Source organism: Thioclava sp. NS-SX20 (assembly GCF_057380695.1).
The window spans coordinates 425257-450607 of record NZ_JBXXRY010000002.1 but is presented as its reverse complement, the minus strand read 5'-3'; the positions used below and the strand labels follow the sequence as shown (position 1 = coordinate 450607).

Genomic DNA, 25351 nt, shown 5'->3' with positions numbered 1-25351 from the left:
CGGGAGGAGACCCGCTCTTCCTGTCACCAACACTCAGCCCAGCGTCACCCCACGCGCGCCCAGACGTGCCACCGAACGCTCATAGACCGCCTGCAACCCTGCCTGATCCAGCGCCTGCCCTTGGAACAGGATCGCCTCGGCAATATCATAGGCATCCGCAAATCCGGCATAGCGCAGCGGCCCCAGCCCGATTGTGGCAATGGTGGCAATATCACGGGTCTGCGTATCGCTTTTGAACACCGCCCCGCCCGAAGACCCACGGAAATAGCTCTTGCCCGTGGGGGACACGGTCATGGCGACAAAACTCCACCCTTCGGTCACAAGCGGCGATGCCGCCTCGGCAACGATGGCATCATTGGCCCCCGCAGTCTTGGCGTTGAAATACAGCGCCCCGCCATTCTCGAACATGCCCCAGCCGTGATTGCCCGTCCCGGGGCCGGACAGCGAGCCGCCCAGAATGCCCTGACCACTGGCCCCGCTTGTCGCCCGTAACGCCAGACAGAGCGTGAAGCTCTCCGCATCCAGAACCGGTGTCTCGACGCCGCCATTATCACCCTGCATGGTGGTGATATGGCTTTGCGACACGGATGCGGGGGCTGTCAGAAGCGGGTTTGCGCCCGCGATATCGCTGTGGCCGGGATTGTCTGCGCCAAAAAGGTAATGCGCTGTGGCCGCTGTCTCCAGCGGCAGGCTCTGCTGAGCGACACCGATCGTGATCCCGCGCGCCGCCAGACGGGCGGTCGAGCGTGCCGCCAACGCCTCCAGTTCGGCCTCGGACAGCGCACGGTCATAGACCAGAAACTCCGCCACATCGACCGCATCGCTGATACCCGTATAATAGCGCGACCCGATCGCGATGGCTTTCCCCGTAGGCGTTGCCCGCGCGATGGCCTGCGTGGCAAATTGCGCAGCGGTCCCATCATGCAGATAGGCCGACATGCTGGCCGCATCGAGCACCATCGCCACAAAGTTCCAGCCGTTCTCGACAAAAGGCGTCGGCGTGGCCAGCGGCATGAGGGTATTGCCGCCCGCATCGTTCTTCTGGTTGAGATACAGCGCCGAGGCCGCCCCATTGTCAAACAGCCCCGCCCCGTTGAACCCCTCGCCCAAGCTGGTGTTGGACCCGAGAGTGCCGAAATAGACGGTAGAAGGATCGCTTGACGGGTTGCGGATCACAGCACACAGCGTCATCTGCGCCGTCTCAGTCAGCGGCGTTTTCAGCCCGCCCCCATCGCCCGTGCGGGTGCTGATATAGCCCTGCGCCCGCGCACCCGGTGTTTCGCTCAGCGCATTGGCGCCCCGCAAATCGGTATCGGCCACATTATCCTCCCCAAAGAGATAATGCGCCACAGCATCGGCCTCGGCTTCGGCAACCAGCGTGATCTGATGGCTCTGCGCGCGGGTCAGGGCCTGCGCATAGCGGGCACCCAGCACACGGCTCGAGGCCGCGTCCAGATGGATGCCATCCGTCTTCAGCGTGAGATCCGAGGCGTCGACATAGGCGCTATAGGACCGCCGGTTGGGCAGATCCGCATGGATCGCGGCAATCTGCGACAGATAGGGCCAGCCGCTGCCCACCGCCGAGGAGAATCCGCCCACGATGACCGGCGTGCTGGCCTCCATCACGGTGATCTCGCTTTGCAACCCCGCCAGCATGGCATCAAAGCGGGCCTCATAGGCGGTGGCCGCCGCCGCAGCCTGCGCATCGCTTTCGCCCTGATGCCACAAAACCCCCGCCAGCACGCATTCGGGATGTGCCGCAAAAAGCGCATTGGTATCGGCCACCGTCGCCGCATAAAGATCATCGCCGGGATTCCAGCGATTATCGACAAAGCCGGTATTGCCCACCGCCCGCGGCACCAGCACAAGCGGCTCGCGCGGGTTTGCCGCCATATAGGCGCGGGCAAAGGTCACCGCAGGGCCGAAAACCTCGCCATTCGACAACCACGGGTCATCGAAATCCAGCTCGGACGTCTCCTCGACCAGAGCCAGTTCCCCCGCCCTTGTCCATTGGCGCACCCCCGCAGGGAACCGCCCGAGCCCGTCATAGAGGTTGCGCCCGACCATATTGGATTGCCCCAACAGCAGGAACACAGGCACCTGCTGCGCCAAGAGAACACGCGGCGGTCCCAACGCGACGACCCGCACTTCCTGATGGGCCGCGACCGGAAGGGTCAAGGGCAGGGTGGTTTCCTCGGTCCAGCTGCCGCCCCCATCGACCGACCAGCGGAACCCCAGCCCCGCCCCGCCGACCGTCACCGTGCCATCCCCGTTGCGGCGCAACGACACGCCCGCGCCGCCCGACATAAATCCAGATCCGATCCCGATCATCAGTACAGCCCCACCATCTCGGTGGCAGTGGTTCCGCTGGCCCAGACGCGGCGGATACGCAACCCGTGAATGCCCCCCGCCGCAATATTGGTGAATGTCACGGTCTGACCACCGGCCAGCGTCACCCGTAGATCCCCGCCCTGCCCCAGATAGATACCGCGTGTGACCTGCGCCAGATCCGCGTCGTCATCGGGCGCGATCGCAAATCCGTTCAGCGCCGGTCCGGTCAGGCTTGTAATTCCGTGATAGTCGTCCGCCATGAAAGCCTCCTGCGTGGAAATCGAGTTCAGGATCAGAGGGGCGGCTGAACAAAGCGTAAGACCACCGCACGTTGCGCCGCGGAGCCGCAAATCATCCGCTTCACTAGAGACATGGGCGCATCCTGCGCGACAGGGCACAATGCCCGCGAAGAGCTTGGAAAAAGTCTTTCATCATGAAAAATCGGCAGCTATCGGGCCGAACCGCGTGCCTTGCAGGAAGCCGATGCCCACAGATGACCTGAGGGAATATCGTCGTAACAGGATGGTCAAGGCAGGCGCAGCGGACCGCCCATGCACGGAATGACCCCGAATCTTCCGAAGGACGACATGATTTCCTTGCCCGAAGGTGAAGCCGAACATGCGACCTTGGTATTATTGTCGCGCCAGTGCCGATATGCAGAAATCATCAGACGGGAGCCTTATGGGAGGAGACATCATGGCTTGGAAGAAACCTGTCCTGCGCGAGATCGATTGCGGCATGGAAATCAACATGTACGGCCCGGATTCCGGGGATGAAGGCGGCGTTCTGTTCTAAATCCGCCTGAACGCTGGGGCCTGCACCATGTCGATCAAGCTACGCATCCTCGGTGCGGCAGCCGGTGGCGGCTTGCCCCAATGGAACTGCGGTTGTGATAATTGCAATGCGGCACGTGAAGGCCGCATTGCGCCACAGACGCAAAGCTCGGTCGCGGTCAGCGGGAACGGGCGGGATTGGGCGGTGCTGAATGCCTCTCCCGACATCCGTACGCAGCTGGCGGCCACACCCGAACTGCATCCGACAGGGCTGCGGGAGCTGCCATTGCGCTCGGTTCTGGTGACCAATGGCGATATCGATCATGTGGCGGGCCTGCTGGTCTTGCGCGAAAGCCAGCCTTTCACGCTTTTCGCCACAGCCGATATTCACGGAACGCTGGCCGCCAATCCGGTCTTTGATGCTTTGCGCGCCGATTGTGTGACGCGGACCGCCGTGCGGCTTGACCAGCCTTTCGACCTGGCCCCAGACCTAAGCGCCACACTCTTCGCCGTGCCGGGGAAAGTGCCGCTCTATCTGGAAGGCGCAGAGGTCGAGACCGGCCTTCTGGGCGAACAGACTGTCGGGGTCGAGCTGCGTGCGGGCGGCAGGCGCGCCTATTACATTCCCGGTTGCGCCCATGTGCCCGACTGGCTGGCCACAAAGCTGGCAGGGGCGGATCTGGTGATGTTCGACGGCACCTTATGGACCGATAACGAGATGATCGCGGCGGGGCTCAGCCAGAAAACCGGCCAGCGCATGGGGCATATCTCCATCTCGGGGCCACAGGGCAGCATGGCGCAGCTTGCCCGCCTGAATATCGCGAAAAAGATTTTCGTCCATATGAATAACAGTAATCCCGTGCTGGACCCCGCCTCGCCCCAGACCGCCATCGCTCAGGCGCAGGGCTGGATCATCGGACGGGACGGGATGGAGGTGTCCTTATGACCCAGACACGCGAAGAGTTCGAAGCCCGCCTGCGCCAGATCGGGGCCGAACGCTATCATGACAAACATCCCTTTCACGACCTGCTGCATGGGGGCCGGTGCACCCCCGATCAGGTGCGGGCATGGGTGATCAACCGCTATTACTACCAGCACACGATCCCGATGAAGGATGCCGCGTTCATGAGCCGTGTCGAAGATCCTGCCCTGCGCCGCGCTTGGCGCTCGCGCATCGAAGATCATGACGGGCATGGCGAAAACGAGGGAGGGATTGAACGCTGGCTGCGTCTGGCCGATGCCGTCGGCCTCGACCGCGCCTATGTCGCCGCGCGGGAAGGGGTGCTTCCGGCGACCCGCTTCGCCTGCGACGCCTATCTGCGCTTTGTGCGGGACAAGACCCTGCTGGAGGCGGTGGCCTCTTCGCTCACCGAACTTTTTGCCCCGAAAATTCACGCCAACAGGATCGAAGGGCTTCTGCAACATTATGATTTTGCGGATGAACGCGCCCTGTCCTATTTCAAGCGCCGCCTGTCCGAGGCCCCGAAAGACGTGGCCTTCGGGCTGCAATGGGTGCTGGACCATGCCGACACGCAGGAAAAACAGGATGCGGCGGCGGCGGCGCTGGAGTTCAAGACGGATGTGCTCTGGGCGCAGCTGGATGCGCTTTATTCGGCCTATGTCACGCCTGCGCGCATCCCCCCCGGCGGCTGGCAGCCCGGCACATATCTGCGGGCGGTGGCGGCATGATCGCGGCGACAGCCGTGCCGGTGATCCCGCGCGGTGTGCGCCTGCACCGTGACCGCGTGCGCGACCGCTGGGTCCTGCTGGCACCGGAAAAAACCATTGCCTTGGACGAGATCGGCCATGCCATCCTGACCGAGATCGACAACCACACAGATTTCGCAACCCTTGTCGGGCGGCTGGCCACGAAATACGATGCGCCAGAAGACGAAATCGCACCGGATGTGGCGGGGTTCATCTCCACGCTTGCCGCGCGCCGTATTCTGGAGGTTGCATGAGCCAGATCCCGCCCCCGATGGCCATGCTGGCCGAACTGACCCATCGGTGCCCGCTTTCCTGCCCCTATTGTTCCAACCCGCTGGAACTGACCGCGAAAGACCGCGAGCTTGCGACAGAGGACTGGCTGCGTGTCTTCCACGAGGCCGCAGATCTGGGCGTCTTGCAGCTGCATCTCTCCGGTGGAGAACCCGCCGCGCGGCGGGATCTGGCCGATCTGGTTGCAGGGGCGCGGGCAGCGGGGCTTTATACCAACCTCATCACCTCGGGGATCGGCCTGACCGAAGCGCGGCTGACCGCGCTCGCAGAGGCCGGGCTGGACCATGTGCAGCTCTCGTTGCAGGGAATGGATGCCGCCACAGCCGACAGGATCGGTGGTTATCGCGGCGGGTTCGACCGCAAGATGCAGACGGCAGAATGGATCGGTGCGCTTGGCCTGCCGCTCACGCTGAACTGCGTCTTGCATCGTCAGAACCTGCACCAGCTGCCCCGTGCCCTGGAGATGGCCGTCGAACTGGGCGCGCGCCGGATCGAGGTGGCCATCGTGCAGTTCTATGGCTGGGCCATGCGCAACCGCGCCCCTCTCATGCCCACCCGCGAACAGGCCCGCGAGGCAGAGCGCCTTGTCCGCGAGGCGCGCATCAGGCTGAAAGGCACGCTGGTTGTGGATTTCGTACCCGCCGATTACCACGGTGACTTCCCGAAACGCTGCATGAATGGCTGGGGCTCTGTCGGGCTGAACATCACGCCGGAGGGCACCGTTCTGCCATGTCATGCGGCCCAGACCCTGACCCATCTGACCTTCCAGTCGGTCAGGGACCATGGGCTGCGGGAGATCTGGTATGACAGCCCCGCCTTCAACGCCTATCGCGGCACCGAATGGATGCAGGAGCCCTGCCGGTCCTGTGAACACAAGCTCAAGGATCTCGGTGGCTGCCGGTGTCAGGCGCTGGCCATCGCCGGAGATGCGGCCGCCGCAGACCCTGTCTGCCAGAAATCTCCGGCCCATGCACAGATGCAGGCCCTCGCGGAACAGTATTCCACACAGGCCCCCTCACCGGCTTCCTCACGGGCCGCAGGCATGGCAGACCACACCGATCTGGTCTTTCGCGAAAACGCGGCCAGCGTCACGGTATCCTGACGCGCCCCGAGGCGATCGGTCTGCGCGCACGCGGCCCCGAACGCTTTCGGGAAACGCAAAAAGGCACGACATGCAGAAGGCCTGCCGTGCCTTGGATGCGCCGCAGCGCGTCAGAGCCTCAGCTCATCCACTGGCCACCATCGACATTATAGGTTTGCGAGACGATGTAATTCGCCTCTTCGGAGGCCAGAAACACCGCCATCCCCGACAGATCCGACGGTTCTGCATAGCGGCCTGCGGGCACACCGGCCTCGACCTCGGCCTTTTTCTGGCCAAGCGGCTTGCCCTCCAGCTTGGCAAACATCGCATCCACATGCGCCCAATGTTCGCCATTCACCACACCGGGGGCGATGGCGTTGACATTGATCCCGTGCTTGATGAGGTTCAGCCCTGCCGATTGCGTCATCGAGATCACCGCCGCCTTGGTCGAACAATAGACCAGCACCAGCGGCTCGCCACGGCGTCCCGCCTGCGAGGCCATGTTGATGATCTTGCCACCATGCCCCTGCGCGATCATCTGCTTTGCCGCCGCCTGCATGGTGAACAGGGTCCCCGCGACATTGACGGCATAAAGCTTGTCATAGCTTGCGCGGGTAATATCAACCGTTTCCGCCGCATCGAACAGCGCGGCATTGTTGATCAGGATATCCAGCTTGCCCGCCGTCGCCACGACAGCGGCAATCGCGGCGTCGATACTGTCCTGCGAGGTCACATCCAGCTCGACCGCATAGGCCTGCGGCCCCAGCTCGGCGGCGGTCGCCTCGGCGGCGGCCAGATTGATATCGGCAATCGCCACCCTTGCGCCTTCGCGGATATAGGCTTCGGCAAAGCCCCGCCCGATGCCGCGCGCCGAGCCGGTGATCAGGGCGGATTTGCCCTCGAGTCGTTTCATAGATGATCCTCCAAACGGGCCCAAACCGCCCCTTGGCGGCCAGTTTTATGCGACCGCCAGAAAATGGCAACATGGCGCGGGCCCCTGCCGTGAAGGCAGCTAGAGCGAGGAGAGAACCCGCGGCCTCGGCACCTGCCCTGTCAGGCGGTGATAGAGATGGGTAAAGGTCGCCGCCCCGAGCACCGGCACCACCAGATTGACCACCGGAATGGTCAACACCACGGCCATCAGCGCGCCGGTCATCCAGACCGTCCAGCGATGCTTGAGATACAGGGCCTGCACCTGTTCCTTGCGCAGACGGCGCGCCGCCGCCATCTGGAAATATTCCCGCCCGAGCAGATAGCCGTTCAGCCCGAAAAACAGCAGCGGTGCAAAGGGCAGAATGAAAAAATAGACCGTGAAAGCGACAAGGTTCGCCACGATCACCACGCCCAGAAAGCGCAAACTATCGGCGATGGTCTCGGCCAGCGTGAATTTGCGGATCTGCGGCAGGTCGGGGTAATGGGCCTCTTCGACCAGCGCCGCCACATCCTCCAGAAAGAGGCCGGTAAACGCCGAGGCAACGGGGATCATCAGGAAGATCGACAGCACCAGCATCAGCCCGATGGTGGCCAGCGACGCGACATCATTGACGAAGCCGATCTGGTAATGGGTGAAAGGCAAGGTGAAATGGTCGGGGGTGATCGCCCCCACAACCCATGTGAACAGCACCGTGACAAGCACCAGCAGCCCGACCGAAAGCCCGACGCCCAGCCCCAGCACTTTCAAGGCGCCGGGCCGGAACACATCTTCCACAGCATGGCGGATCGACGAAAAGATCATGGGCTGGCCCTTACTCGGTCACATAGCTGGTGATGCGCGCCAGATCGGGGCGCGGGCGGTCAACGGGCGTAACGCCCTCGGTGCCGATATGGACAAAGCCCGCCACCCATTCCCCGTCTGCCAGCCCCAGCACATCGCGCCCGAAAGCCGCATTATGCGCGGCCCAGCCCGACAGCCAGCTTGCCCCCCACCCCGACGCCAGCGCGGCGCAGAGCAGCCCGTAACAGACAGCCCCTGCCGACAGGGTCTGCTCGATCTGCGGAATCTTGGCGCTGTCAACGGGGGCGCTGATCACGGCCACGCAAAGATGGCTGTCCCCGAACTGCTTGGCCGCCTTTTCGACGTCAACGGGGGCAAGACCTTCGGCCTGTGCAGCCGCCGTCGCGGCCTTGGCCAGACGTTCAAGCGCCGCACGACGCAATACGATAAAGCGCCAAGGCTCCAGCTTGCCATGATCGGGCGAACGCGCCGCGATCTCCAGCATCGGCTGCAATGCCGCGTCATCGGGCACCGGCGCCACAAGCGTCTTGGCCGGACGCGAGCGGCGGGTTTTCAGAAACTCCAGCACTTGCGGATGCATGATTGCCGGATTGATTGCTGCCTCTTGCACGGTCATTGTCGGGCCTCCTGTCCATCATCCGCCCAGATATCGGGGGCTTTGTCCCCGAATTCAACCGCTTCATTTATCGGCGCCACAACAACACGCCCCGCCAGCAAGGCCCCTGCGAAGGGCGAAAACGCATCGCAGCGGTTGCGCTGCTTCACGGCTTCGTGCTCTATGGTGAACAGCACGTCTGGCAATGAAGGTTGAACCTTGTGAAAAACCACCCGTCCGCATGGCGCAGCGCGATTACGGCTGCCCTTCTTTGTGGGGCCTGTCTGCCGGCGCGGGCACAGGACAGTCGCGACCTGCATTTCACCCAGCCTCCGGCCGCATCGCTGAACATGTACGGGGTGCCCGGCGGAATCGACATGCCATCCGCCGAGATGCTGCCCGACGGCCAGACCGCATTCAGCTATTCCTATACCAGTGGCATTTCGCGCTATAACCTGACCTTTCAAGCCTTCCCGTGGCTCTCGGCCACCTTCCGCTATAGCGGGATCAAGGATCTCGATCTTTACGGGTTCGACACCTATTACGACCGCAGCTTCGATCTGCGCCTGCGCCTGCTGAAAGAGGGGCATTACACGCCCCAGATCACGCTGGGGCTACAGGATTTCGCCGGAACCGGCCTGAATGCCTCGGAATATATCGTCGCGGGGAAAAGCTTTGCCACGCCCGGCTTCGGCCCGAATAGCGAAGGCCGCCTGCATGTCAGCGCGGGGCTTGGCTGGGGGCGGCTCGGGTCTTTCGGGGCGATCACCTCGACCGGCGACCGTCCGTCCTATGACAGCAACAGCCGCGGCGGCAAACTGTCGACCGATCAGTGGTTCCGTGGCGATGTCGCCCCTTTTGCGGGGCTGGAATGGGACAGCGGCGCGAATTGGAGCGTGAAGGCCGAATATTCCTCGGACCGCTATGAAACCGAAACAGAGGCCTCGGATGTGTTCGAGCGCAAGAGCGCCTTCAATTTCGGGGCCGAGTATCAGGTCTCGGACCAGCTACGCGTCGGGGCCTATTACCTTTACGGCTCGATCGTGGGGGTGAATGCGCAACTCCAGCTCAATCCGCGCCATGCCATCACCCCGATTGCCGTGGCCGCCCCCGATCCGGTGCCGCCGCGCCGCCAATGGGCCGATGCCAGCGATTGGGATCCCTCCTGGGTCCAGAGCGAGGCGGTACATGACGAAATCTACACCGATCTGAAAGCGGCGCTTGCCAAAGACGGCCTGATTCTTGAATCGGTGACGCTGCATCTGCGCAGCGCCGAGCTGCGCTACCGCAATACCCGCCATCAGGCCGAAACGCTGGCTGTGGGGCGGGTTGCACGGGCACTGGCGCGCTATCTGCCTGCGACGGTTGAGGAATTCCACATCGTTCCGATGGTGGACGGGATGGCGGGCTCGGAGTTCAACATTGACCGCAGCACGCTGGAGAACACCGAATATCTTCCCGACGCAACCGACGCGCTTTGGGCCAAGGCCCGCATCACGGATGCCCCTGCCCTTGCCGCACAGGCACGCCGGAACGAGGATCTCTACCCGAAATTCTCGTGGTCGCTGACCCCCTATACCAAGCCCGGCTATTTCGACCCTTCCAAACCGTTCCGGCTGGATGTCGGGGCGCAGCTCGGCGCCAGCTGGCAATTCGCACAGGGCTGGACGCTGGCGGGCACGCTGCGCCAGCGCGCTTGGGGCAATATCAAGGACGGGCGCGGCTCGGATTCGGTGCTGCCGCATGTGCGCACCGACCAGACCGAATATGCGAAATATGACAGCACGGTGCAGAACCTCTATCTACAGCACAACTGGAAACTGGCCCCCGATCTTTACGCCCGTGCCAGCGCGGGCCTGTTTGAACAGATGTATGGCGGGGTCTCGGGCGAAGTGCTGTGGAAACAGGCCGACAATCCCCTCGGGCTGGGGATCGAGCTGAACTATGCCAAGCAACGCGACTATGACCAGCTTCTGGGCTTCCGCGATTATGACGTGGTGACCGGCCATGTCTCGGCCTATTACCGCTTTGACGACTATCTGCTGGAGGTCGATGCTGGGCGCTATCTGGCGGGCGATTATGGCGCGACCCTGTCGATTGACCGCATCTTCGACAATGGCTGGTCCGTGGGTGGTTTTGTGACCGTGACCGATGTCTCGTCCGACGACTTCGGCGAGGGGTCTTTCGACAAGGGTATCCGCTTCAGCATTCCGATCGACTGGCTGACGGGGGATGCCAATCGCAGCAACTATGGCCTGACCATCCGTCCGGTCCAGCGCGATGGCGGTCAGCGGCTCGATGTGCCCGGACGGCTTTACAACTCTGTTCGTGGCAAGGATGCAACGAGCTTGACACAACAGAAGGCAGGGTTCTGGCAATGAAGTTCTCCGCTCTCCTACCGGTCATGTTGCTGGCCGCCCTTGCCGCCTGCTCGGGCGGGGTCGAGGCCCCCAAAGGCGAAGAGGTGATCGGCAAGAGCCTGATGACCGCCCTGAAACAGTCGCGCCAGCCTGCCCCGCCGCAGCTTTCGCGCGCCCAGCTTGCACAGGTCGGCCTGCCGGTCATGGAGGTCACCCCCGACCGGACCGGCCTGACAGGCTATGTCACCCCCGCCACGCGGCAGAGTGATTCGCTGCCCGGAACCGTGGTGACATGGCAAAGCTCCGACAAAGCGACCTTTACTTTTCGGAATGGTGTGTTGATTGCGTCACGCGGGCTGGGCTTCGATCTGCTCTCGGCCTCAGCGCCGATCGGCGCACAGGGCCGGATGGGTCCGGCACATGGCGGCGAACGCCACTACGTCATCCGCGCCGACGACTATTCCGAAATCCGCCTGACACTACAATGCACCTTGACGGCACAACCAGACGAGACGGTTGAAATTCTTGGTGAAAATCACGCCACGCGTCACCTTGAGGAACGCTGCACATCGCCCGAGGGTGGGCGGATCGTCAATGATTACTGGCTGGGTAAGGCGGATGGGGCGCTCTGGCAGTCCCGCCAATGGGGCGGGCCGCGGCTTGGCTATGTCCGCTTCCGGCAGATTATCCGCTGAAAGACCGGGCAATAGGACACAGGCATTTTCTGCATGAGCGAAAAAACGCGCGCCGCTGCACAAGAAAAATTGAAAGTGACCCTAAGCCTGCTACCCTAATCGTGATTGCTGTCCAAACTGGAGTGTACCCATGAAAAAAGTTCTCGCCGCTCTCGCGCTGTTGACTGCCGCTTCCACCGCACATGCTCAAGGCGCAGACAGCCTTGCCGGTCCGACCAGCCTGCCGGGCGTGGGCGCTGGTGCCTATATTGCGGGCGGTCTGGTTCTGGCCGTTGCTGTCGGGATCGCTGTGGCTGAAGACGACTCGTCCTCGACCACCACCACGACCAACTGATCTCCCTGCGGGCAAACCCGCCTGCTTTTCAGACGCAAGCCCGGCCTTTTGGCCGGGCTTTTGCGTAGGCGTTTGCATGAGCTTTTGCATGGGCCTTCCTCACAGACCTTGCTGAAGGCGCCTTGCTGATAGGGCCTTCCAAAACGACCTTCCACAATCGGGCTTTGCAAAAACAGGCCAACGACACCTTTGCGATACCCGCCCTGCGCGGGTTGAAGCCACGCGGACCCCATGTTCTAACCTGAAACAGGAGGAGGCCCGGCAGCGGAAACGCGCCGGAGCAAGAGGAGAGTAGAATGTCGAATTTGCAGCACAAGCCGTTCGGAACACGCGGCAAGGTCCATGACATCACACCGGCTTCGGCAGGGTGGCGCTATGTGGGGTTCTCGCTTTACCGGCTGAAAGCGGGCGACCGCGCGCATGAGGCGACAGGGTCAAACGAAGTGATCCTTGTCATGGTCGAGGGCCGCGCTGCGGTGAGCGGCGCAGGGAAGGACTGGGGGGTTCTGGGCGAGCGGATGGATGTCTTCGAGAAGACCCCGCCGCATTGCCTCTATCTGCCCAATGGCAGCGATTGGGAGGCCGTCGCTCAGACCGATTGCACCATCGCCATCTGTCAGGCACCGGGCAAGGGCGGCCATGAAGCACGCCGGATCGGGCCGGACAACATCACCCTCACCCAACGCGGGGAAGGGTCCAACAGCCGGTTCATCAACAATATCGCGATGGAGGCCGAACCGTATTGTGACAGCCTGCTGGTGACCGAGGTCTTCACCCCTGCGGGCAACTGGTCGTCCTATCCCAGCCACCGCCATGACGAGGATGACTTCCCCCGCATCACCTATCTCGAAGAGACCTATTATCACCGGCTCAATCCGGCGCAGGGCTGGGGGGTGCAGCGCGTCTATACCGATGACGGCACCCTGGACGAGGTGATGGCGGTCAGGGATGGCGATGTGGTCTGTGTGCCGCGCGGACACCATCCCTGCGGTGCGCCGCACGGGTTCGAGATGTATTATCTCAACGTCATGGCAGGCCCCCGCCGCAACTGGCGCTTCGTCCCCGCGCCAGAGGTCGAGCATCTGTTTTAAACGACGGGTATGAACGACGGGCCCATAGGGGCCTGAAACACAGCTCCGCGCCCTGCGCGGACCACGCCGCCACACCCTGCCTGTGGCGGCGTGGTCCGGCCCATTACCGCGCCTTGTGACGGGGCGGCAAACAATCGGCTTGATGGTTATGGCGAATACAGGGATACATATTCAGCCGCATTCAGGCCGGAAAGACTGTATAGATGACTGACTTTATTGTTTTAGGCGCAGGAATGGTGGGCGTCGGATCGGCCCTTGCCCTGCAGGCACGCGGACATGAGGTATGCCTGATCGACCGTCAGGCCCCCGGCCTGGAGACGAGCCACGGCAATGCGGGCGTCATCCAGTCCGAAGCGGTCGAACCCTATGCCATCCCCCGCGATCTGGCGACATTGTGGAGCTATGCCAGCGGGCAAAGCAATGATGTCGTCTGGCATCTCGGACATGTGCTGCCGATGCTGCCGAACCTGTGGCGCTATTTCCGTGCCTCGGCTCCGGCCGCGCATAAGCGCGCAGCGGCCAGCTATGTCGAGCTGATACGGCGCGCGCTGTTCGACCATGCGCCGCTGATCTCTGCCTCGGGCGCGGAACCGCTGATCCGGCGCAGCGGAATGGGCGAACTGTATCGCAGCCCCAAGGCGCTGGAGGCGGCACAGGCCCATGCCACAAGGATCGAAGCGGAATATGGCATCCCCTTCGAAACCCATAGCCGCGCCGAGCTTCAGGCCGCCGAACCCGCCCTGACCGGCGAGGTCGCGGGTATGGTGCTCTGGACCAGCCCGTGGAGCAGCATGGACCCGGGCGCGCTGACCCGCGCCTATGCCGACCTCTTCGTGGAACGCGGCGGGCAGATCGTCACCGGCGAGGCCATGACCCTGACCCGAGAGCCTGCGCAGGGCTGGTCGGTCATGACCTCCGACGGCAAGATCCATGCCGAACAGGCGGTAGTGTCCCTGGGGCCGTGGTCGCCTGCGCTGCTGGCGCGGTTCGGGCGGCGGGTTCCGATGATCCTCAAACGCGGCTATCACGGGCATTACCGGACCTCCCAGACCCTGAGCCGCCCCTATGTGGATGTCGATAGCGGCATCGTGCTGAGTTCGATGACGCGCGGGCTGCGCATCACCACCGGCGCCGAGCTGACCGCCGCCTCGGCCCCGCGCTGCCTCAGGCAGCTGGAACGCGGCCGTCAGGCGGCGGGTGAGTTGATGGAGATCGGCGAGGCCGTTCCCGACAGCCTGTGGCACGGGCACCGCCCCTGCCTTGCGGGCATGTTGCCGATGGTCGGGCCGGTCGCCGGAGAGGCGGGGCTATGGCTCAATACCGGCCACGGCCATCAGGGCTTCACCCTTGGACCGACCACAGGCGAGATTCTGGCCCAGATCGTTGAGGGGCGGCAGGATGCGCTGACTCAGGCGCTTGCACCGCAATTCTTGTAAGATCCTGCCGGTTTCCGGCGCTTGCGGCAAGAATCCGGCGCGTTTTCTGCGTTCCGGCGGCGGGATGCTTGCGTTCACCCTAGGGGCGCGATAGCTGGAACACAGATCAAGCCGCGCAAAGGAGAGTCAGGTGAGCGATAAGGACCGGGTCAGAGATGGCCAGTCGATCAGTCGGGCGGTCTTCGTTCTGCGCGTGGTAGCGGACAATCCGGGAGCCAGTCTGGGCGAGATCGCCAAAGCCACAGGGCTGGCGCGATCGACCGTGCAAAGACTGGTCGCCGCTCTGCATGCCGAGGGGCTTCTGGCCAAGACGGCAGGCCATCAGGGCGTTTCGCTGGGCATGGAACTGGCGCGTCTCGGGGCGAAGGTCCAGATCGACATCCGCCAGCTTCTGCGCCCGCTGATGGAAGATCTGCATCGCGAGGTGGGCGAGAATATCGACCTCACCCTGTTTGATCATGGCAAGGCCATCGTGATCGAACAGCTGGCCGCGCATGAAGGCATCCGCGTGCTGTCCTATGTCGGACGCGAACACCCCATCCATTCCAGCGCCAATGGCAAGGCGCATCTGTCCCAGATGGGCCGCGAAAGCGCCCTTGCCCGTCTGGGCGCGGCTCCCGAGCGCTTTACCGAACACACGCTGACCGATCCGCAGGCCATTCTGGACCAGGTCGGCACCCAGGCGCAGTCGGGACTGTTTCTGGATAACGAGGAATTCTCGGAACAGACCTGCGCCATCGCGATCACCCTGCCGGTGATCAACGGCCAGAACCTCGCCTTGGGCGTGGCGATGCCGAAATTCCGTTTTGAACGCCATGCCGCTGCCGTCAAGGCGGCGCTTCTGCTGTTCCGCAAGCGGGTGCAGGACGCCTTCGGCGCCACCGTCTGAACACCCACCCCGATCCACTGTATTGCCAAGCGGTCCCCCAGAGCCTCGTGCCCTGCGGGGCTGTCCTGCGCCCTGCGCGCACCCTGCGGGGCCCCAAAATCCTTCCGCCGCGCCGCCGCCCCCGCATAGGGCAAAAGGCCCTTTTTTGTGGCGAATTCTTCGCAACTTACCGAGATTCAAGGCAGCAACAGGCCCCGTTCCGCGTCCCCACCGGCGCGGAGAAATTTGATCTATCTCAAAAACTGTCGCTTGACATCACTTCGCGATTTTACCACATTGCGATACAGTGCACCACATTACGGTGCAGAGCCGTTGAGGAGCGGCCCATATATAGCATCTGGGAGGATCACCTATGCTTTTGGCAGCCAAGATTTTGCTGACCGTATCGACGCTGGGCTACAGCGCGATTCCCTTCGCGTTCGACACCAATAAAACCCATTGGTTCAACCATTCCTGGACCTCGCATGCGCGCTTCCACTGCGTCTGGCAGGTGATGTCCTATGTGTATATCGGGCTTGTCTCGCTGTATCTGATCTGGACAGCAGGCGATGACAGCTGGCGGCTTTGGGTGCCCGCCATTCTGGCCCTTTGCGCCTATGGCGGCTTCTGGACAGCGGTTTTCCTGCGCAAGCGCCTTCAGCTTTCGCTGGTGGACGAGGTGAACGGTGTCACCCCCTTCATGCTGCCCATTCTGGGCGAATGCGATGCGAATGTGACGCTGTTCTCGTCTGCAGTCCTGCTGCTGGGATCGGCCTCTGCCGTGCTGGCGGTGGCGACCTTCCCCAGCGTGTAAGGGCGCGGCCCAAGACACTCCCGTGCGATCGGCGCTCCCCCCGCCGGTCCGCACCTGTCGGGCGCGGGGGCTGTCCCCAGATTGGCCAGCCCCCCGCCCTATAACAGCGCCGATCCGCACCAGACAGCGGCCCCTATGGCAGACACAAAAATGCGCGCGGTCCTTGGCAAGACCGCGCGCATCGCGTTTTCAAACCGGCAGAACCTATCTGGGCATCTTGAAGAAATCCGCAATCTTCTCGCCAAAGCGGTCCGAGCTGAGCGGGACATCCAGACGCTGATAGGCGCGTTCTGCAATCTCGGGCGGCAGGACCGCCTGACGGGCTTCGAGGAGATCGCTCAGGAAGCTCGGGCTGAATTCGGGATGCGGCTGGACGCTCAGGGCTTTCGTACCATAGGCCAGCATCGCATTGGCACAGAAGTCGGATTGCCCGATCACATGCGCCTCGGGCGGCGGCACCACGACCTGGTCCTGATGCCAGGCCATCATCATCTGCTTACTGCCATCTTCCATCCGGTATTCGGTGGCCCCGACGGACCAGCCGCCCGCGAATTTCTCGACCTTGCCCCCAAGGGCCTGCGCCAGAATCTGGTGCCCGAAACACACGCCCACAATCGGCACTTGCGCCGCATAGGCCGCACGCAGAAAGGCCTCGAGCGGGGCGATCCAGGGGTGATCCTCATAGACCCCGAATTTGGACCCCGTGATCAGCCAGCCATCCGCGTCATGCACCGAGTGCGGCAGTTCGCCATCCAGAACGCGCCATGTCGCGAAGCTGAAGCCCTTGCCTGCCAAGAGCCGCTTGAACAGGTCATCATAATCGCCGTGAATAGGCTTCAGCTCATCAGGCGAGGTGCCCGTCTGCAAAATTCCGATTTTCATGGCCACTCCTTTGAAACTCACTGCCAGAAAGACCAGAGGCGGAGACCTGCCCGCGCAGCCCTCCGCCCCATTCGTGTCAGGCCATCACGTAGCCCAGCACGAGAAAGACGCCCACCGTGACAACCGCGCCGAACAACGCATAGGGGAATTGCGTGAAGGCGTGGGAAATGGGTGAGCATCCTGCCCCTTGTGCGGCAAGCACGGTCGAGTCACTGAAGAAACACGCGTGGCTGCCGAAGGAAGATGCGGAAAGGAGCGCGCCGATCACCAGCGCCATATTGGCATGGATGCCCTGTGCAACCGGTGCGACAATCGGAATGGCGATGATGAACACGCCCCAGCTCGATGCGGTGCCAAACACCACGAGAGCCAGCGAGACAAAGACCAGCGCGGGCAGAAGTTCCTTGCTCATCAAGGGGGTCAGCGACTCGATGACATATTGCGTCATGCCCAGAGCGTCATTGATATCCTTGAGCAGGAAGCCCGCGATCACCGTCGACAACGGATAGAGCATGACCTTGAAACCGTCGAAGATGGCTTCCATCTGGCGCTCGAAGCTTAGCAGGCCCTGCAGGTAATACAGTCCGACCGTGGCCACCAGTGTCAGCAGCACGCCGCGCAGAAGGTCGATTTCGTAATAGATCGTCGCCACAACCAGCAGCACCATCGGGAAGAGGAAGTTGAACATGCCGACGCCATTGCTCATCTTCTTGCCGTCATAGATCACGGCTTCGATTTCGGTGCCCTGAAAATCGGGCGGGATCGGCTGTCCGGCCTTGGCACGGGCTTCGGCTTTTTTCATCGGGCCGAAATCCTTGATGACGCCGAAAGCCACCAGAAACACGAGGATCAGCGCGACCCATGCATAGATCATGAAAGGGATCGCCGAGAGATAGAGCGACAGGCCCTTGCCGCTTGCGGCAATCCCGTTTTCTTCCAGCAGCCCCGCAAAGAACACCGCCCAAGTCGAGACCGGCACGATGACGCACATCGGCGCTGCGGTGGAATCGATGATATAGGCGAGCTTCTCGCGCGAGACCTTGTAATGGTCGGTCAGCTTCTTGACCGAGGACGAGACGGCCAGACAGTTCAGATAGTCATCGATAAATACGATCACCCCGATCATGGCCGTCACCACCAGTGACTGGCGCTGGGATTTGATCTTGGTGCGCAGCCATGACGAGAAGCTGCCAAGACAGCCCGAATGCTCCAGCAGCGCGATCAGCCCGCCCATCAAGCCGCAGACCAGAATGATCCAGACGATGGTCTCGCTGCCCATCACGCTGGAAAGCCGGTCTGAGAAATGCGCGATCAGATCGCCCCCGCCCAGCATGATCAGGCCGGCAAAGCCGCCAATGATCAGCGCCTCGAAGGGACGGCGCGTGACAATGGCCATGACAAGAACCAGCAGCGTGGGCAAAAGGCTCAGCGCGCCCCAGGACGTGTCAGGGGTATGGGTGACGTAGAGATAATAGAAAAAGGCAATCACCGCGAGCACACTGGCAAGAACCCATGCCGCTTTCGGATGATTACGATACGCAAGAATGGTGCGCGTCATTTGTTCCATGGTTAGTTCCTCTCTGGCCCTTTGTTTTTGTTGCGGCACGCGTCGGGCAGTGGCGTGCCGCTTTGGGGTGTCGGCCCCTTCGGGGCGCGAGGGTTGAAAAACGAGGTAACGGACGGTGGTCAGATACCCAGACGATCGCGCAGCGCATACCACCACGCGCCCATGACCGTGTAAGGCACGCGGAAGGTCCGCCCGCCGGGGAACGGAATCCACGGGATTTTGGCAAAGGTATCAAAGCGCGACAGATCGGCATCCACGGCCTCGGACAGGATCCGCCCGAACAGATGCGCGCCAGTGACCCCGTGACCGGAATAGCCATGCGCGAAATAGGTGTTGCTACCGATCCGGCCCATCTGCGGCACGCGCGAGAAAGACAGTGCGAAATTGCCCGACCAGCGGTAATCGATCTTCACATTGGACAGCTGCGGGAAGACCTTCTTGAGGTTCGGCACGATCTTGGCCTCGATATCCGCCGGATCGGTGCCGCCATAGACAAGCCCGCCGCCAAAAATCAGCCGCTTATCCCCCGAAAGGCGGAAGTAATCGAGGATATAGCGGATATCTTCGATACATTCGTCCCCCGGCAGGATTTCCTGCGCCAGTGCCTCGCCCAGAGGTTCGGTGGCGATCATCTGCGTCGAGACCGGCATCACCCGCCATTCCAGCGTCGGCACCACCTTCCCCAGATAGGCATTGCCACACAGGATCAGCGTCTTGCAGGTCAGGCTGCCGTTGGCGGTGCGCACGACGGGCCGCGCGGCCTCGGTATCGACCGAGGTTACCGGCGAATGCTCGTAGATCACGCCACCATTCTGTTCGAATGCCGCAGCCTCTCCCAACGCCAGATTGAGCGGATGCATATGCCCGCCGGTATGGTCGATCATCCCACCGGAGAACACATCCGAACCGATTTTCTCGCGCAGCTGCGCTTTGCTCAGGATTTCCTGATTATGATGGCCATAGCTCTCCCAAAGCGCCTTGCGCTCTTCGAGTTCGCGCATATGCGCAGCGGTATAGCCCGCAAAGATATTGCCGTTTTTCAGATCGCAACGGATGTCATAAGTGGCAATCCGGTCCCGGATGATCTCCTGCCCCTCCTGCACGAGCCCCGCCACGAAAGAGGCCGTATCGCGGCCATAGCGCCGTTCGATGGTCTGCAAGGAGGCGTTCAGACCGTTCACGATCTGCCCGCCATTGCGCCCCGAGGCCCCCCAGCCGACCTGCGCGCCCTCGACAATCGCCACACGATGGCCCTTCTCGGCCAGAAACAGCCCCGCCGACAGCCCGCTATATCCCGCACCGACAATACAGATATCGATATCCTGATCGCCGGTCAGTTGCGGGCGACGGGGCGCCGGATTGGCCGAGGCAGCATAATAGCTGCCGGTGTGCTGGCCCGCGCCAGCATAGGAAGCGGTCATCGCATTCATCAGACGGTCTCCAGATAGGTGTGATATTCGAAATCGGTCACGCGGCGGTTGAACACACGCAATTCCTGCGTCTTGCAGGCCGTCAGCATACGCTGAAGCTGCGGGTTGTAGATCGCGGGCACATGCGCCCCGACCTTGAAGGCCTCGATTGCAGAGGCCCAGTCCAGCGGCAGATGAGGCAGATCCTGATCATAGGCATTGCCGGTAATCGGGGCGGCGGGGTCCCATTTGCCCTCGATCCCCATCAGGGCCCCGCCCAGAATGCTGGCCAGCACCAGATAGGGGTTGGCATCCGCACCGGCAACGCGATGTTCGATCCGGCGTGCCTTGTGGCTGCCGCCCGGAATACGCACCGCGACCGTGCGGTTTTCATAGCCCCATGCAATGGCGGAAGGCGCGTGCGACCCCGGCGCCAGACGGCGATAGGAATTTTCGTGCGGCGCAAAGGTCAATGTGCATTCGGCCATCGTATGCAAAAGCCCCGCCACCGCATGCCAGAGCAGATCCGTACCCTGCGGCCCGCCATCGTCAAACACATTGCGACCGTCTTTGTCGATCAGCGAGAAATGGACATGGAAGCCGCTGCCCGACAGCGCACCATAGGGCTTGGCCATGAAGGTCGCCGCAAGGCCGTGCTTGCGGGCCACCCCCCGCACCGTCTGCTTGAACAAGATCGCATCATCGGCGGCGCGCAGCGGGTCGGGGACATGCATCATATTGATTTCAAACTGTCCCGCGCCATTTTCGGAAATCGCCGCATCGGCGGGAATGCCCTGCTCGCGACAGGCATCGAAAACATCGCTGAGAAAATCATCGAAATGCAGCAGCTCATCGACGGAATAGACATCATCGGAGTGAAGCTGCTTGCCCGAAACCGGCGAATTCGGAGGTTCCGGTAGATCGGGTTCGGGATTGACGAGGTAGAATTCCAGCTCGGTCGCGACAACGGGGGTCAGGCCAAGCGCGGCGAAACGGCGGGTGATCTCTTCAAGGGCGCGCCGTGGATCCGCCGGAAAGGGATCGCCATTCGCGCAGGAAAGCGTCATCGGGGCAAGGATGGCGGGCGGATCGGCCCATGTCATCGGTAACAGCCCGCGCTCGATCATGCCACCGCGTCCGATGGCCTCGCGGGAGGGGAAAAGCGGATCTTGCTGCGCGATCTCCTCCCCCCAGACATCCACCCCCAAAGCCGCAAGAGGTATCCGCAATCCGGCATCGCAGAGCTTGCCGATCTGCGCGACAGGAACGCGCGTTCCACGCAGCATCCCGTTCAGATCGCAGACCGTCACAAGGGCGCTTTCGATCTCCGGATGGTCTTGCAACCACAGATTCGCATCCTGTCGTTCCATCGCTCCCCCCAAATGCGATACTGATTCGAAAAATGTGATATCATTTTTCTGACTTGTATCTTCTTTTCACTTCCAGTCAACTGACACGGTGGTGACATAACATTTCAAGGCACGGAAAAGCGTAGCGCTTAATGAGCAAGACAAGCGACCTGAACCTCCCCGATATCAAAGCAGCCCCCGGATTGACCGTGCAGGAATATGCGTATCTGCGCTTGCGCAATGCCATCATGCTGGGCGCGATTGCTCCGGGAACCAACCTGACCATACGCGGTCTGGCCTCCTATCTGGATCTGAGCCCAACCCCTGTGCGCGAGGCGATCCGGCGGCTCAGCTCGGAGAATGCGCTCGAGGTTCTCAACAATCGCCGCCTGTCGATCCCGCATATGAAAGCGGGGCGTTTCGAGGAGCTGATCCAGCTCCGGATCACCTTGGAAACCCACGCGGCCGAACGTGCCCTTCCCTATTTTTCTGACGTCATTATCAACGACTTGACCAGAATGGACGATGAAATGGATCAGGCCGTTCTGGAGCATCGCACGGAAGATCTGACCCAGTTGAACCATGATTTCCACCGCCGTCTCTATGCCGCCAACCCCAATTCCCAAGCGATCCCGCTGATTGAAAGTGTGTGGTTGCAATTAGGGCCGTTCCAGCGGCAGGTGGTGCGCGAGGTAAAGCAATATTACAGCGTGGACCGCCATAAAGAGATCCTGAATGCCTTGCGCCAGCGGGACCCGATGGCGCTTGTGGTGGCCATCGAGAATGATATCCGCGACGGGATTGTGCGCTCGGGTCGCGAGAAGCTACAAAAAGAGGCGCAGCGCACCCAGCCGCTTTTGCACTAAACCGCGCCGCCCGTATCGGGATCACCATGTTTGACCCGAAACCGCAGCCATGAGCAGCGGATATAATGATATTGCTTTCTAAAAAATGTGATACTATTTTTGAAAATGTAATACCAATTTCAACATGGGGGTCTTCAGATGGCACTCAAAACGCATCAGGACTGGCTTGATGCCCGTCAGAATCTGACGATCCGTGCACAGGCGCTGATTGACGGGAAATTTGTGGCGGCGTCTTCGGGGCGCAGCTTTGCCTCGGTCTCGCCGGTTGATGGCAGCACCCTCGCGCAGGTCGCGGATTGCGGTCAGGAAGATGTCGATCTGGCCGTCGCGGCAGCACGACGCGCCTTCGAGGACGGCCGCTGGTCCAAGCGCGCGCCTGCCGAACGCAAGGCCGTGCTGTGCCGTCTGGGCGATCTGGTCCGCGCCCATCGCGACGAACTGGCCCTGCTGGAAACGCTGGACATGGGCAAGCCGATTGCCGACAGCACCTCGATTGATGTGCGCGCGGTGGCGAATTGCTTTGCATGGTATGGCGAGGCGATCGACAAGATCTATGACGAGATCGCCCCCACCCCTTCGGACACGCTGGCGCTGGTCAGCCGCGAGCCTCTGGGCGTGGTTGCTGCGGTTGTGCCGTGGAATTTCCCGATGCTCATGGCCAGCTGGAAAGTCGCGCCCGCATTGGCGGCAGGCAATTCGGTTGTGCTGAAACCATCGGAAAACTCGTCGCTCTCTGCGCTCCGGCTGGCCGAACTGGCACTGGAAGCGGGTGTGCCGCCCGGCGTGTTCAACGTGGTGACCGGCTGGGGTCCGGAAACGGGCAAGGCGCTGGGGCTGCATATGGATGTGGACGGGCTGTTCTTTACCGGCTCGACCGCGGTGGGGCGCTTCTATATGGAATATGCCGCGCGTTCGAACCTGAAAAAGATCGGGCTGGAACTGGGCGGCAAAAGCCCCAACATCATCCTGTCAAGCTATCACGACATCCGCCACGCCGCCGAAACCTCGGCCAATTCCGCCTTCTTCAACCAAGGGGAAATGTGCACCTGCCCCAGCCGCCTGATCGTCGAGGAAAGCGTTCATGACGAGGTGGTCGATGTGCTTCTTGCGCAAAGCAAAGCCTTCGCCCCCGGTCATCCGCTTGATCCGGCAACCCGTTTTGGTGCGATGGTGGACGAACGCCACACGACGCGCGTTCTGGGCTTCGTCGATATCGCGCAGGAAGACGGCGCGACCCTTGCAACGGGGGGCAAACGTGTCTGCATGGACAGCGGAGGCTGCTATCTGGAACCCACGATCTTCGACCATGTGCGCAATGACATGCGGATCGCGCAGGAAGAGGTCTTCGGGCCGGTGCTGTCGGTCATCACCGTCAAGGATGTGGACGAGGCACTCCGCGTGGCCAATGACACGCCCTTCGGGCTGGCCTCCTCGATCTGGACGGATGACCTGAGCACCGCCCATCGCGCCGCGAAGGAATTGCGGGCCGGTCTGACCTATGTGAACTGCTATGACTGCGACGACATGACCGTGCCGTTCGGCGGCTTCAAGGAAAGCGGGATCGGGCGGGACAAGTCCTTGCATGCGCTGGATAAATATACCGAGCTCAAGACCACATGGATCAAGTTGTCGAAGTAATCGAAAGGCCCCGTCCTTGCGCCGACTGACCCACTTGGACTGACCAACTTGGACTGACCGGCTTGGGGCGCAGGGCCTGCCGATATAGCCCGGAACACGCCAAGGGACAAAGACCGGAAATTGAAAACGGGGCGCCTGCTGGGCGCCCCGTTCCTGTTGCAATCGATCCCGATGGCGCGGGTCAGCGCAAGGCGCTGACATCCTTGGCGCTGACAGGATCGGCAGAATTGCCCCATGCGCTGCGCAGGAAGCTGGCCAGTGCCGCAACATCGTCATCGGACAGGCGGTCGGCAAATCCGGGCATTTTCAGTTCTGCCGGTCGCTGCGCGGTCGACGGTATGGCCGCGCCATGCAGAATGGTGTCCACCAGCCCGTTCGACTGTTTCGCCGTCACAGTGGCATTGCCTGCCAGAGCCGGGAAGATCCCCGCAGCCCCTTTGCCATCGGCAAAATGGCAGGCCGCGCAATTATCCATGAACAGGCGCGCACCCAAAGGCTGGTTCTCGGGCGTCAACAACAGCTTGCGCGTGGCGTCATCCAGACCGGCTTTCAGCTCTGCCGGTCGTGCCACAGCCGCTTTCGGGGCCGCCTCGCCGGTCACCGCCACAGGCTGGTATGCAGCGATCGACCGCAGATAGGCGACCATCGCGGCGCGGTCTTCATCGCTGAGATATTGCAGCGAATCGCGGATCGCCAGCGCCATCTCGCCCGAGACCCCCGCATGGGCATTGCGTCCCGAAGCAAGGAACAGGTCCAGATCGGCCGCCGACCACGATTTGATCGTCGCATCGGCGCTGCGCAGATCGGGGGCGGTCCAGCCATCGATCACACCGCCCGACAGGAAATCGGGATCGGAGGCGTCCGTGCCATTCTGCGCGAAGGCCAGATTGCGCGGACTATGGCAGGCCGCACAATGGCCCGGCCCTTCCACCAGATAGGCCCCCCGCGCGATCTGCGCATCCTGCGAGGGCGGCACGAAACCGACCTTCGGAAGCCCCACCCATTTCCATGCGCGAATGCCCCAACGCTGGTTGAAGGGGAAGCTTAACGCCGTCGCCTGCACCTTGTTCTCGACCGGTTCCAGCGTGTCATGGAAATAGGTATAGAGCGCCTCTATATCGGCCTCGGACAGTTTGCGATAATTGTCGTAAGGCATGGCCGGATAAAGGTTTTCGCCATGTTTACCGATGCCGTCCACCAAGGCGGCACGGAACTCGTCCAGTGTCCAGTCGCCAATCCCCGTCGCCTTATCGGGGGTGATATTGGAGGCATAGATCGTGCCGAAGGGGCTGGCGATCGCGCGCCCGCCCGCATAGGGCGTGCCGCCTTCCGCCGTGTGGCAGGCCGCGCAATCGGCCACACGCGCCACATATTCGCCGGTCTTGTCCTGATGCGCGGGCAACCATTGCGCATCGAAAGACAGGTCCTTCGCCGAACTGCGGTGCTGGGGCACCAGAATCATGGCGGCGATCACAATGATCGCGGCAATGGCCAGCCACATGATGAGGCGTAGAAACTTAAGCATCTTT

Annotated in this window: 25 protein-coding genes; 14 read left to right on the top strand and 11 right to left on the bottom strand. The window is 62.1% G+C overall.

Annotated elements, in window-relative coordinates:
• Positions 1–33: 33 nt before the first annotated feature.
• Both AC2ISB_RS15675 and AC2ISB_RS15670 read right to left on the bottom strand, forming a co-directional pair.
• Positions 34–2331 carry a sialate O-acetylesterase gene (locus tag AC2ISB_RS15675; RefSeq protein WP_486576930.1) on the bottom strand — a complete coding sequence of 766 codons (2298 nt, stop codon included), beginning with the start codon at positions 2329–2331 and terminating at the stop codon, positions 34–36.
• The gene (locus AC2ISB_RS15670; RefSeq protein WP_339109820.1) at positions 2331–2591 is read right to left on the bottom strand and encodes a spike base protein, RCAP_Rcc01079 family; all 261 of its coding nucleotides are present in this window, start codon (positions 2589–2591) and stop codon (positions 2331–2333) included. The genes AC2ISB_RS15675 and AC2ISB_RS15670 overlap by 1 nt, the downstream gene beginning before the upstream one ends.
• A gap of 436 nt (positions 2592–3027) precedes the next feature.
• Here AC2ISB_RS15670 and pqqA point away from each other — a divergent pair, with 436 nt between their 5' ends.
• Genes pqqA through pqqE form a run of 5 tightly spaced genes read left to right on the top strand, consistent with a single transcriptional unit; the run spans position 3028 to position 6204 of the window.
• Positions 3028–3126 (top strand): pyrroloquinoline quinone precursor peptide PqqA, encoded by a 99-nt coding sequence (pqqA, locus tag AC2ISB_RS15665; protein WP_330629620.1) that lies wholly within the window; start codon positions 3028–3030, stop codon positions 3124–3126.
• Positions 3127–3153: 27 nt separating this feature from the next.
• Positions 3154–4050 carry a pyrroloquinoline quinone biosynthesis protein PqqB gene (gene pqqB / locus AC2ISB_RS15660; protein ID WP_330629619.1) on the top strand — a complete coding sequence of 299 codons (897 nt, stop codon included), beginning with the start codon at positions 3154–3156 and terminating at the stop codon, positions 4048–4050.
• Entirely contained in the window at positions 4047–4793 is a 747-nt protein-coding gene (gene pqqC, locus AC2ISB_RS15655; RefSeq protein WP_330629618.1) for a pyrroloquinoline-quinone synthase PqqC, read from the top strand. Before pqqB ends, pqqC begins: the two co-directional genes overlap by 4 nt.
• Entirely contained in the window at positions 4790–5065 is a 276-nt protein-coding gene (pqqD, locus tag AC2ISB_RS15650; RefSeq protein ID WP_330629617.1) for a pyrroloquinoline quinone biosynthesis peptide chaperone PqqD, read from the top strand. The genes pqqC and pqqD overlap by 4 nt, the downstream gene beginning before the upstream one ends.
• On the top strand, positions 5062–6204 hold the full coding sequence (gene pqqE / locus AC2ISB_RS15645) for a pyrroloquinoline quinone biosynthesis protein PqqE (protein ID WP_486576929.1): 1143 nt from the start codon (positions 5062–5064) through the stop codon (positions 6202–6204). Before pqqD ends, pqqE begins: the two co-directional genes overlap by 4 nt.
• 118 nt (positions 6205–6322) lie before the next feature.
• On the opposite strand, the gene AC2ISB_RS15640 is transcribed toward pqqE, so the two are convergent.
• The 4 genes from AC2ISB_RS15640 to AC2ISB_RS15625 form a co-directional block, all read right to left on the bottom strand.
• Positions 6323–7096, bottom strand: a complete 774-nt coding sequence (locus AC2ISB_RS15640; protein WP_330629615.1) for an L-iditol 2-dehydrogenase — start codon at positions 7094–7096, stop codon at positions 6323–6325.
• A 99-nt stretch (positions 7097–7195) separates the two neighbouring features.
• Positions 7196–7918 carry an EI24 domain-containing protein gene (locus AC2ISB_RS15635; RefSeq protein WP_330629614.1) on the bottom strand — a complete coding sequence of 241 codons (723 nt, stop codon included), beginning with the start codon at positions 7916–7918 and terminating at the stop codon, positions 7196–7198.
• A gap of 10 nt (positions 7919–7928) precedes the next feature.
• Positions 7929–8534, bottom strand: coding sequence for a nitroreductase family protein (locus AC2ISB_RS15630; RefSeq protein WP_339109817.1), 606 nt, complete (start codon positions 8532–8534; stop codon positions 7929–7931).
• Positions 8531–8719 carry a hypothetical protein gene (locus AC2ISB_RS15625; RefSeq protein ID WP_486576928.1) on the bottom strand — a complete coding sequence of 63 codons (189 nt, stop codon included), beginning with the start codon at positions 8717–8719 and terminating at the stop codon, positions 8531–8533. The genes AC2ISB_RS15630 and AC2ISB_RS15625 overlap by 4 nt, the downstream gene beginning before the upstream one ends.
• Positions 8720–8734: 15 nt before the next feature.
• On the opposite strand from AC2ISB_RS15625, the gene AC2ISB_RS15620 reads away from it, so the two are divergent.
• From AC2ISB_RS15620 to AC2ISB_RS15590, 7 genes are all read left to right on the top strand, one after another.
• On the top strand, positions 8735–10894 hold the full coding sequence (locus AC2ISB_RS15620) for a YjbH domain-containing protein (protein ID WP_486576927.1): 2160 nt from the start codon (positions 8735–8737) through the stop codon (positions 10892–10894).
• Complete coding sequence (locus AC2ISB_RS15615) at positions 10891–11568, top strand: YjbF family lipoprotein (protein ID WP_486576926.1); 678 nt, start codon at positions 10891–10893, stop codon at positions 11566–11568. The genes AC2ISB_RS15620 and AC2ISB_RS15615 overlap by 4 nt, the downstream gene beginning before the upstream one ends.
• 130 nt (positions 11569–11698) lie before the next feature.
• A complete protein-coding gene (locus tag AC2ISB_RS15610) occupies positions 11699–11902 on the top strand; it encodes a hypothetical protein (protein WP_330629609.1) in 204 nt (67 codons plus the stop codon).
• Between the two features lie 296 nt (positions 11903–12198).
• On the top strand, positions 12199–12993 hold the full coding sequence (gene iolB, locus AC2ISB_RS15605; protein ID WP_486576925.1) for a 5-deoxy-glucuronate isomerase: 795 nt from the start codon (positions 12199–12201) through the stop codon (positions 12991–12993).
• Between the two features lie 203 nt (positions 12994–13196).
• Positions 13197–14429 carry an NAD(P)/FAD-dependent oxidoreductase gene (locus tag AC2ISB_RS15600; RefSeq protein WP_486576924.1) on the top strand — a complete coding sequence of 411 codons (1233 nt, stop codon included), beginning with the start codon at positions 13197–13199 and terminating at the stop codon, positions 14427–14429.
• A gap of 130 nt (positions 14430–14559) precedes the next feature.
• The gene (locus AC2ISB_RS15595; protein WP_330629606.1) at positions 14560–15318 is read left to right on the top strand and encodes an IclR family transcriptional regulator; all 759 of its coding nucleotides are present in this window, start codon (positions 14560–14562) and stop codon (positions 15316–15318) included.
• Positions 15319–15670: 352 nt separating this feature from the next.
• Positions 15671–16111, top strand: coding sequence for a hypothetical protein (locus tag AC2ISB_RS15590; protein WP_330629605.1), 441 nt, complete (start codon positions 15671–15673; stop codon positions 16109–16111).
• 204 nt (positions 16112–16315) lie between these two features.
• Here the strand turns inward: AC2ISB_RS15590 and AC2ISB_RS15585 are convergent, their stop codons facing one another.
• From AC2ISB_RS15585 to AC2ISB_RS15570, 4 genes are all read right to left on the bottom strand, one after another.
• Positions 16316–16993: a type 1 glutamine amidotransferase gene (locus tag AC2ISB_RS15585; RefSeq protein WP_330629604.1), complete on the bottom strand. Its 678-nt coding sequence runs from the start codon at positions 16991–16993 to the stop codon at positions 16316–16318.
• 76 nt (positions 16994–17069) lie between these two features.
• Complete coding sequence (locus tag AC2ISB_RS15580; protein WP_330629603.1) at positions 17070–18560, bottom strand: Na+/H+ antiporter NhaC family protein; 1491 nt, start codon at positions 18558–18560, stop codon at positions 17070–17072.
• Between the two features lie 119 nt (positions 18561–18679).
• Positions 18680–19990, bottom strand: coding sequence for an NAD(P)/FAD-dependent oxidoreductase (locus tag AC2ISB_RS15575; protein ID WP_486576923.1), 1311 nt, complete (start codon positions 19988–19990; stop codon positions 18680–18682).
• Positions 19990–21339: a glutamine synthetase family protein gene (locus AC2ISB_RS15570; RefSeq protein ID WP_341486019.1), complete on the bottom strand. Its 1350-nt coding sequence runs from the start codon at positions 21337–21339 to the stop codon at positions 19990–19992. Before AC2ISB_RS15570 ends, AC2ISB_RS15575 begins: the two co-directional genes overlap by 1 nt.
• A gap of 131 nt (positions 21340–21470) precedes the next feature.
• On the opposite strand from AC2ISB_RS15570, the gene AC2ISB_RS15565 reads away from it, so the two are divergent.
• Together AC2ISB_RS15565 and AC2ISB_RS15560 are read left to right on the top strand one after the other, a co-directional pair.
• The gene (locus AC2ISB_RS15565; RefSeq protein WP_330629600.1) at positions 21471–22184 is read left to right on the top strand and encodes a GntR family transcriptional regulator; all 714 of its coding nucleotides are present in this window, start codon (positions 21471–21473) and stop codon (positions 22182–22184) included.
• Positions 22185–22322: 138 nt separating this feature from the next.
• Positions 22323–23822 (top strand): aldehyde dehydrogenase, encoded by a 1500-nt coding sequence (locus tag AC2ISB_RS15560; RefSeq protein ID WP_330629599.1) that lies wholly within the window; start codon positions 22323–22325, stop codon positions 23820–23822.
• Positions 23823–24003: 181 nt separating this feature from the next.
• On the opposite strand, the gene AC2ISB_RS15555 is transcribed toward AC2ISB_RS15560, so the two are convergent.
• A complete protein-coding gene (locus AC2ISB_RS15555) occupies positions 24004–25347 on the bottom strand; it encodes a c-type cytochrome (protein WP_486576922.1) in 1344 nt (447 codons plus the stop codon).
• Positions 25348–25351: the final 4 nt, after the last annotated feature.

Coding starts and splice junctions, on each gene's coding strand:
- AC2ISB_RS15675 (WP_486576930.1), bottom strand. CDS start 2,331: ATGATCGGGATCGGATCTGGATTTATGTCGGGCGGCGCGGGCGTGTCG.
- AC2ISB_RS15670 (WP_339109820.1), bottom strand. CDS start 2,591: ATGGCGGACGACTATCACGGAATTACAAGCCTGACCGGACCGGCGCTG.
- pqqA (WP_330629620.1), top strand. CDS start 3,028: ATGGCTTGGAAGAAACCTGTCCTGCGCGAGATCGATTGCGGCATGGAA.
- pqqB (WP_330629619.1), top strand. CDS start 3,154: ATGTCGATCAAGCTACGCATCCTCGGTGCGGCAGCCGGTGGCGGCTTG.
- pqqC (WP_330629618.1), top strand. CDS start 4,047: ATGACCCAGACACGCGAAGAGTTCGAAGCCCGCCTGCGCCAGATCGGG.
- pqqD (WP_330629617.1), top strand. CDS start 4,790: ATGATCGCGGCGACAGCCGTGCCGGTGATCCCGCGCGGTGTGCGCCTG.
- pqqE (WP_486576929.1), top strand. CDS start 5,062: ATGAGCCAGATCCCGCCCCCGATGGCCATGCTGGCCGAACTGACCCAT.
- AC2ISB_RS15640 (WP_330629615.1), bottom strand. CDS start 7,096: ATGAAACGACTCGAGGGCAAATCCGCCCTGATCACCGGCTCGGCGCGC.
- AC2ISB_RS15635 (WP_330629614.1), bottom strand. CDS start 7,918: ATGATCTTTTCGTCGATCCGCCATGCTGTGGAAGATGTGTTCCGGCCC.
- AC2ISB_RS15630 (WP_339109817.1), bottom strand. CDS start 8,534: ATGACCGTGCAAGAGGCAGCAATCAATCCGGCAATCATGCATCCGCAA.
- AC2ISB_RS15615 (WP_486576926.1), top strand. CDS start 10,891: ATGAAGTTCTCCGCTCTCCTACCGGTCATGTTGCTGGCCGCCCTTGCC.
- AC2ISB_RS15610 (WP_330629609.1), top strand. CDS start 11,699: ATGAAAAAAGTTCTCGCCGCTCTCGCGCTGTTGACTGCCGCTTCCACC.
- iolB (WP_486576925.1), top strand. CDS start 12,199: ATGTCGAATTTGCAGCACAAGCCGTTCGGAACACGCGGCAAGGTCCAT.
- AC2ISB_RS15600 (WP_486576924.1), top strand. CDS start 13,197: ATGACTGACTTTATTGTTTTAGGCGCAGGAATGGTGGGCGTCGGATCG.
- AC2ISB_RS15590 (WP_330629605.1), top strand. CDS start 15,671: ATGCTTTTGGCAGCCAAGATTTTGCTGACCGTATCGACGCTGGGCTAC.
- AC2ISB_RS15585 (WP_330629604.1), bottom strand. CDS start 16,993: ATGAAAATCGGAATTTTGCAGACGGGCACCTCGCCTGATGAGCTGAAG.
- AC2ISB_RS15580 (WP_330629603.1), bottom strand. CDS start 18,560: ATGGAACAAATGACGCGCACCATTCTTGCGTATCGTAATCATCCGAAA.
- AC2ISB_RS15575 (WP_486576923.1), bottom strand. CDS start 19,990: ATGAATGCGATGACCGCTTCCTATGCTGGCGCGGGCCAGCACACCGGC.
- AC2ISB_RS15570 (WP_341486019.1), bottom strand. CDS start 21,339: ATGGAACGACAGGATGCGAATCTGTGGTTGCAAGACCATCCGGAGATC.
- AC2ISB_RS15565 (WP_330629600.1), top strand. CDS start 21,471: ATGAGCAAGACAAGCGACCTGAACCTCCCCGATATCAAAGCAGCCCCC.
- AC2ISB_RS15560 (WP_330629599.1), top strand. CDS start 22,323: ATGGCACTCAAAACGCATCAGGACTGGCTTGATGCCCGTCAGAATCTG.
- AC2ISB_RS15555 (WP_486576922.1), bottom strand. CDS start 25,347: ATGCTTAAGTTTCTACGCCTCATCATGTGGCTGGCCATTGCCGCGATC.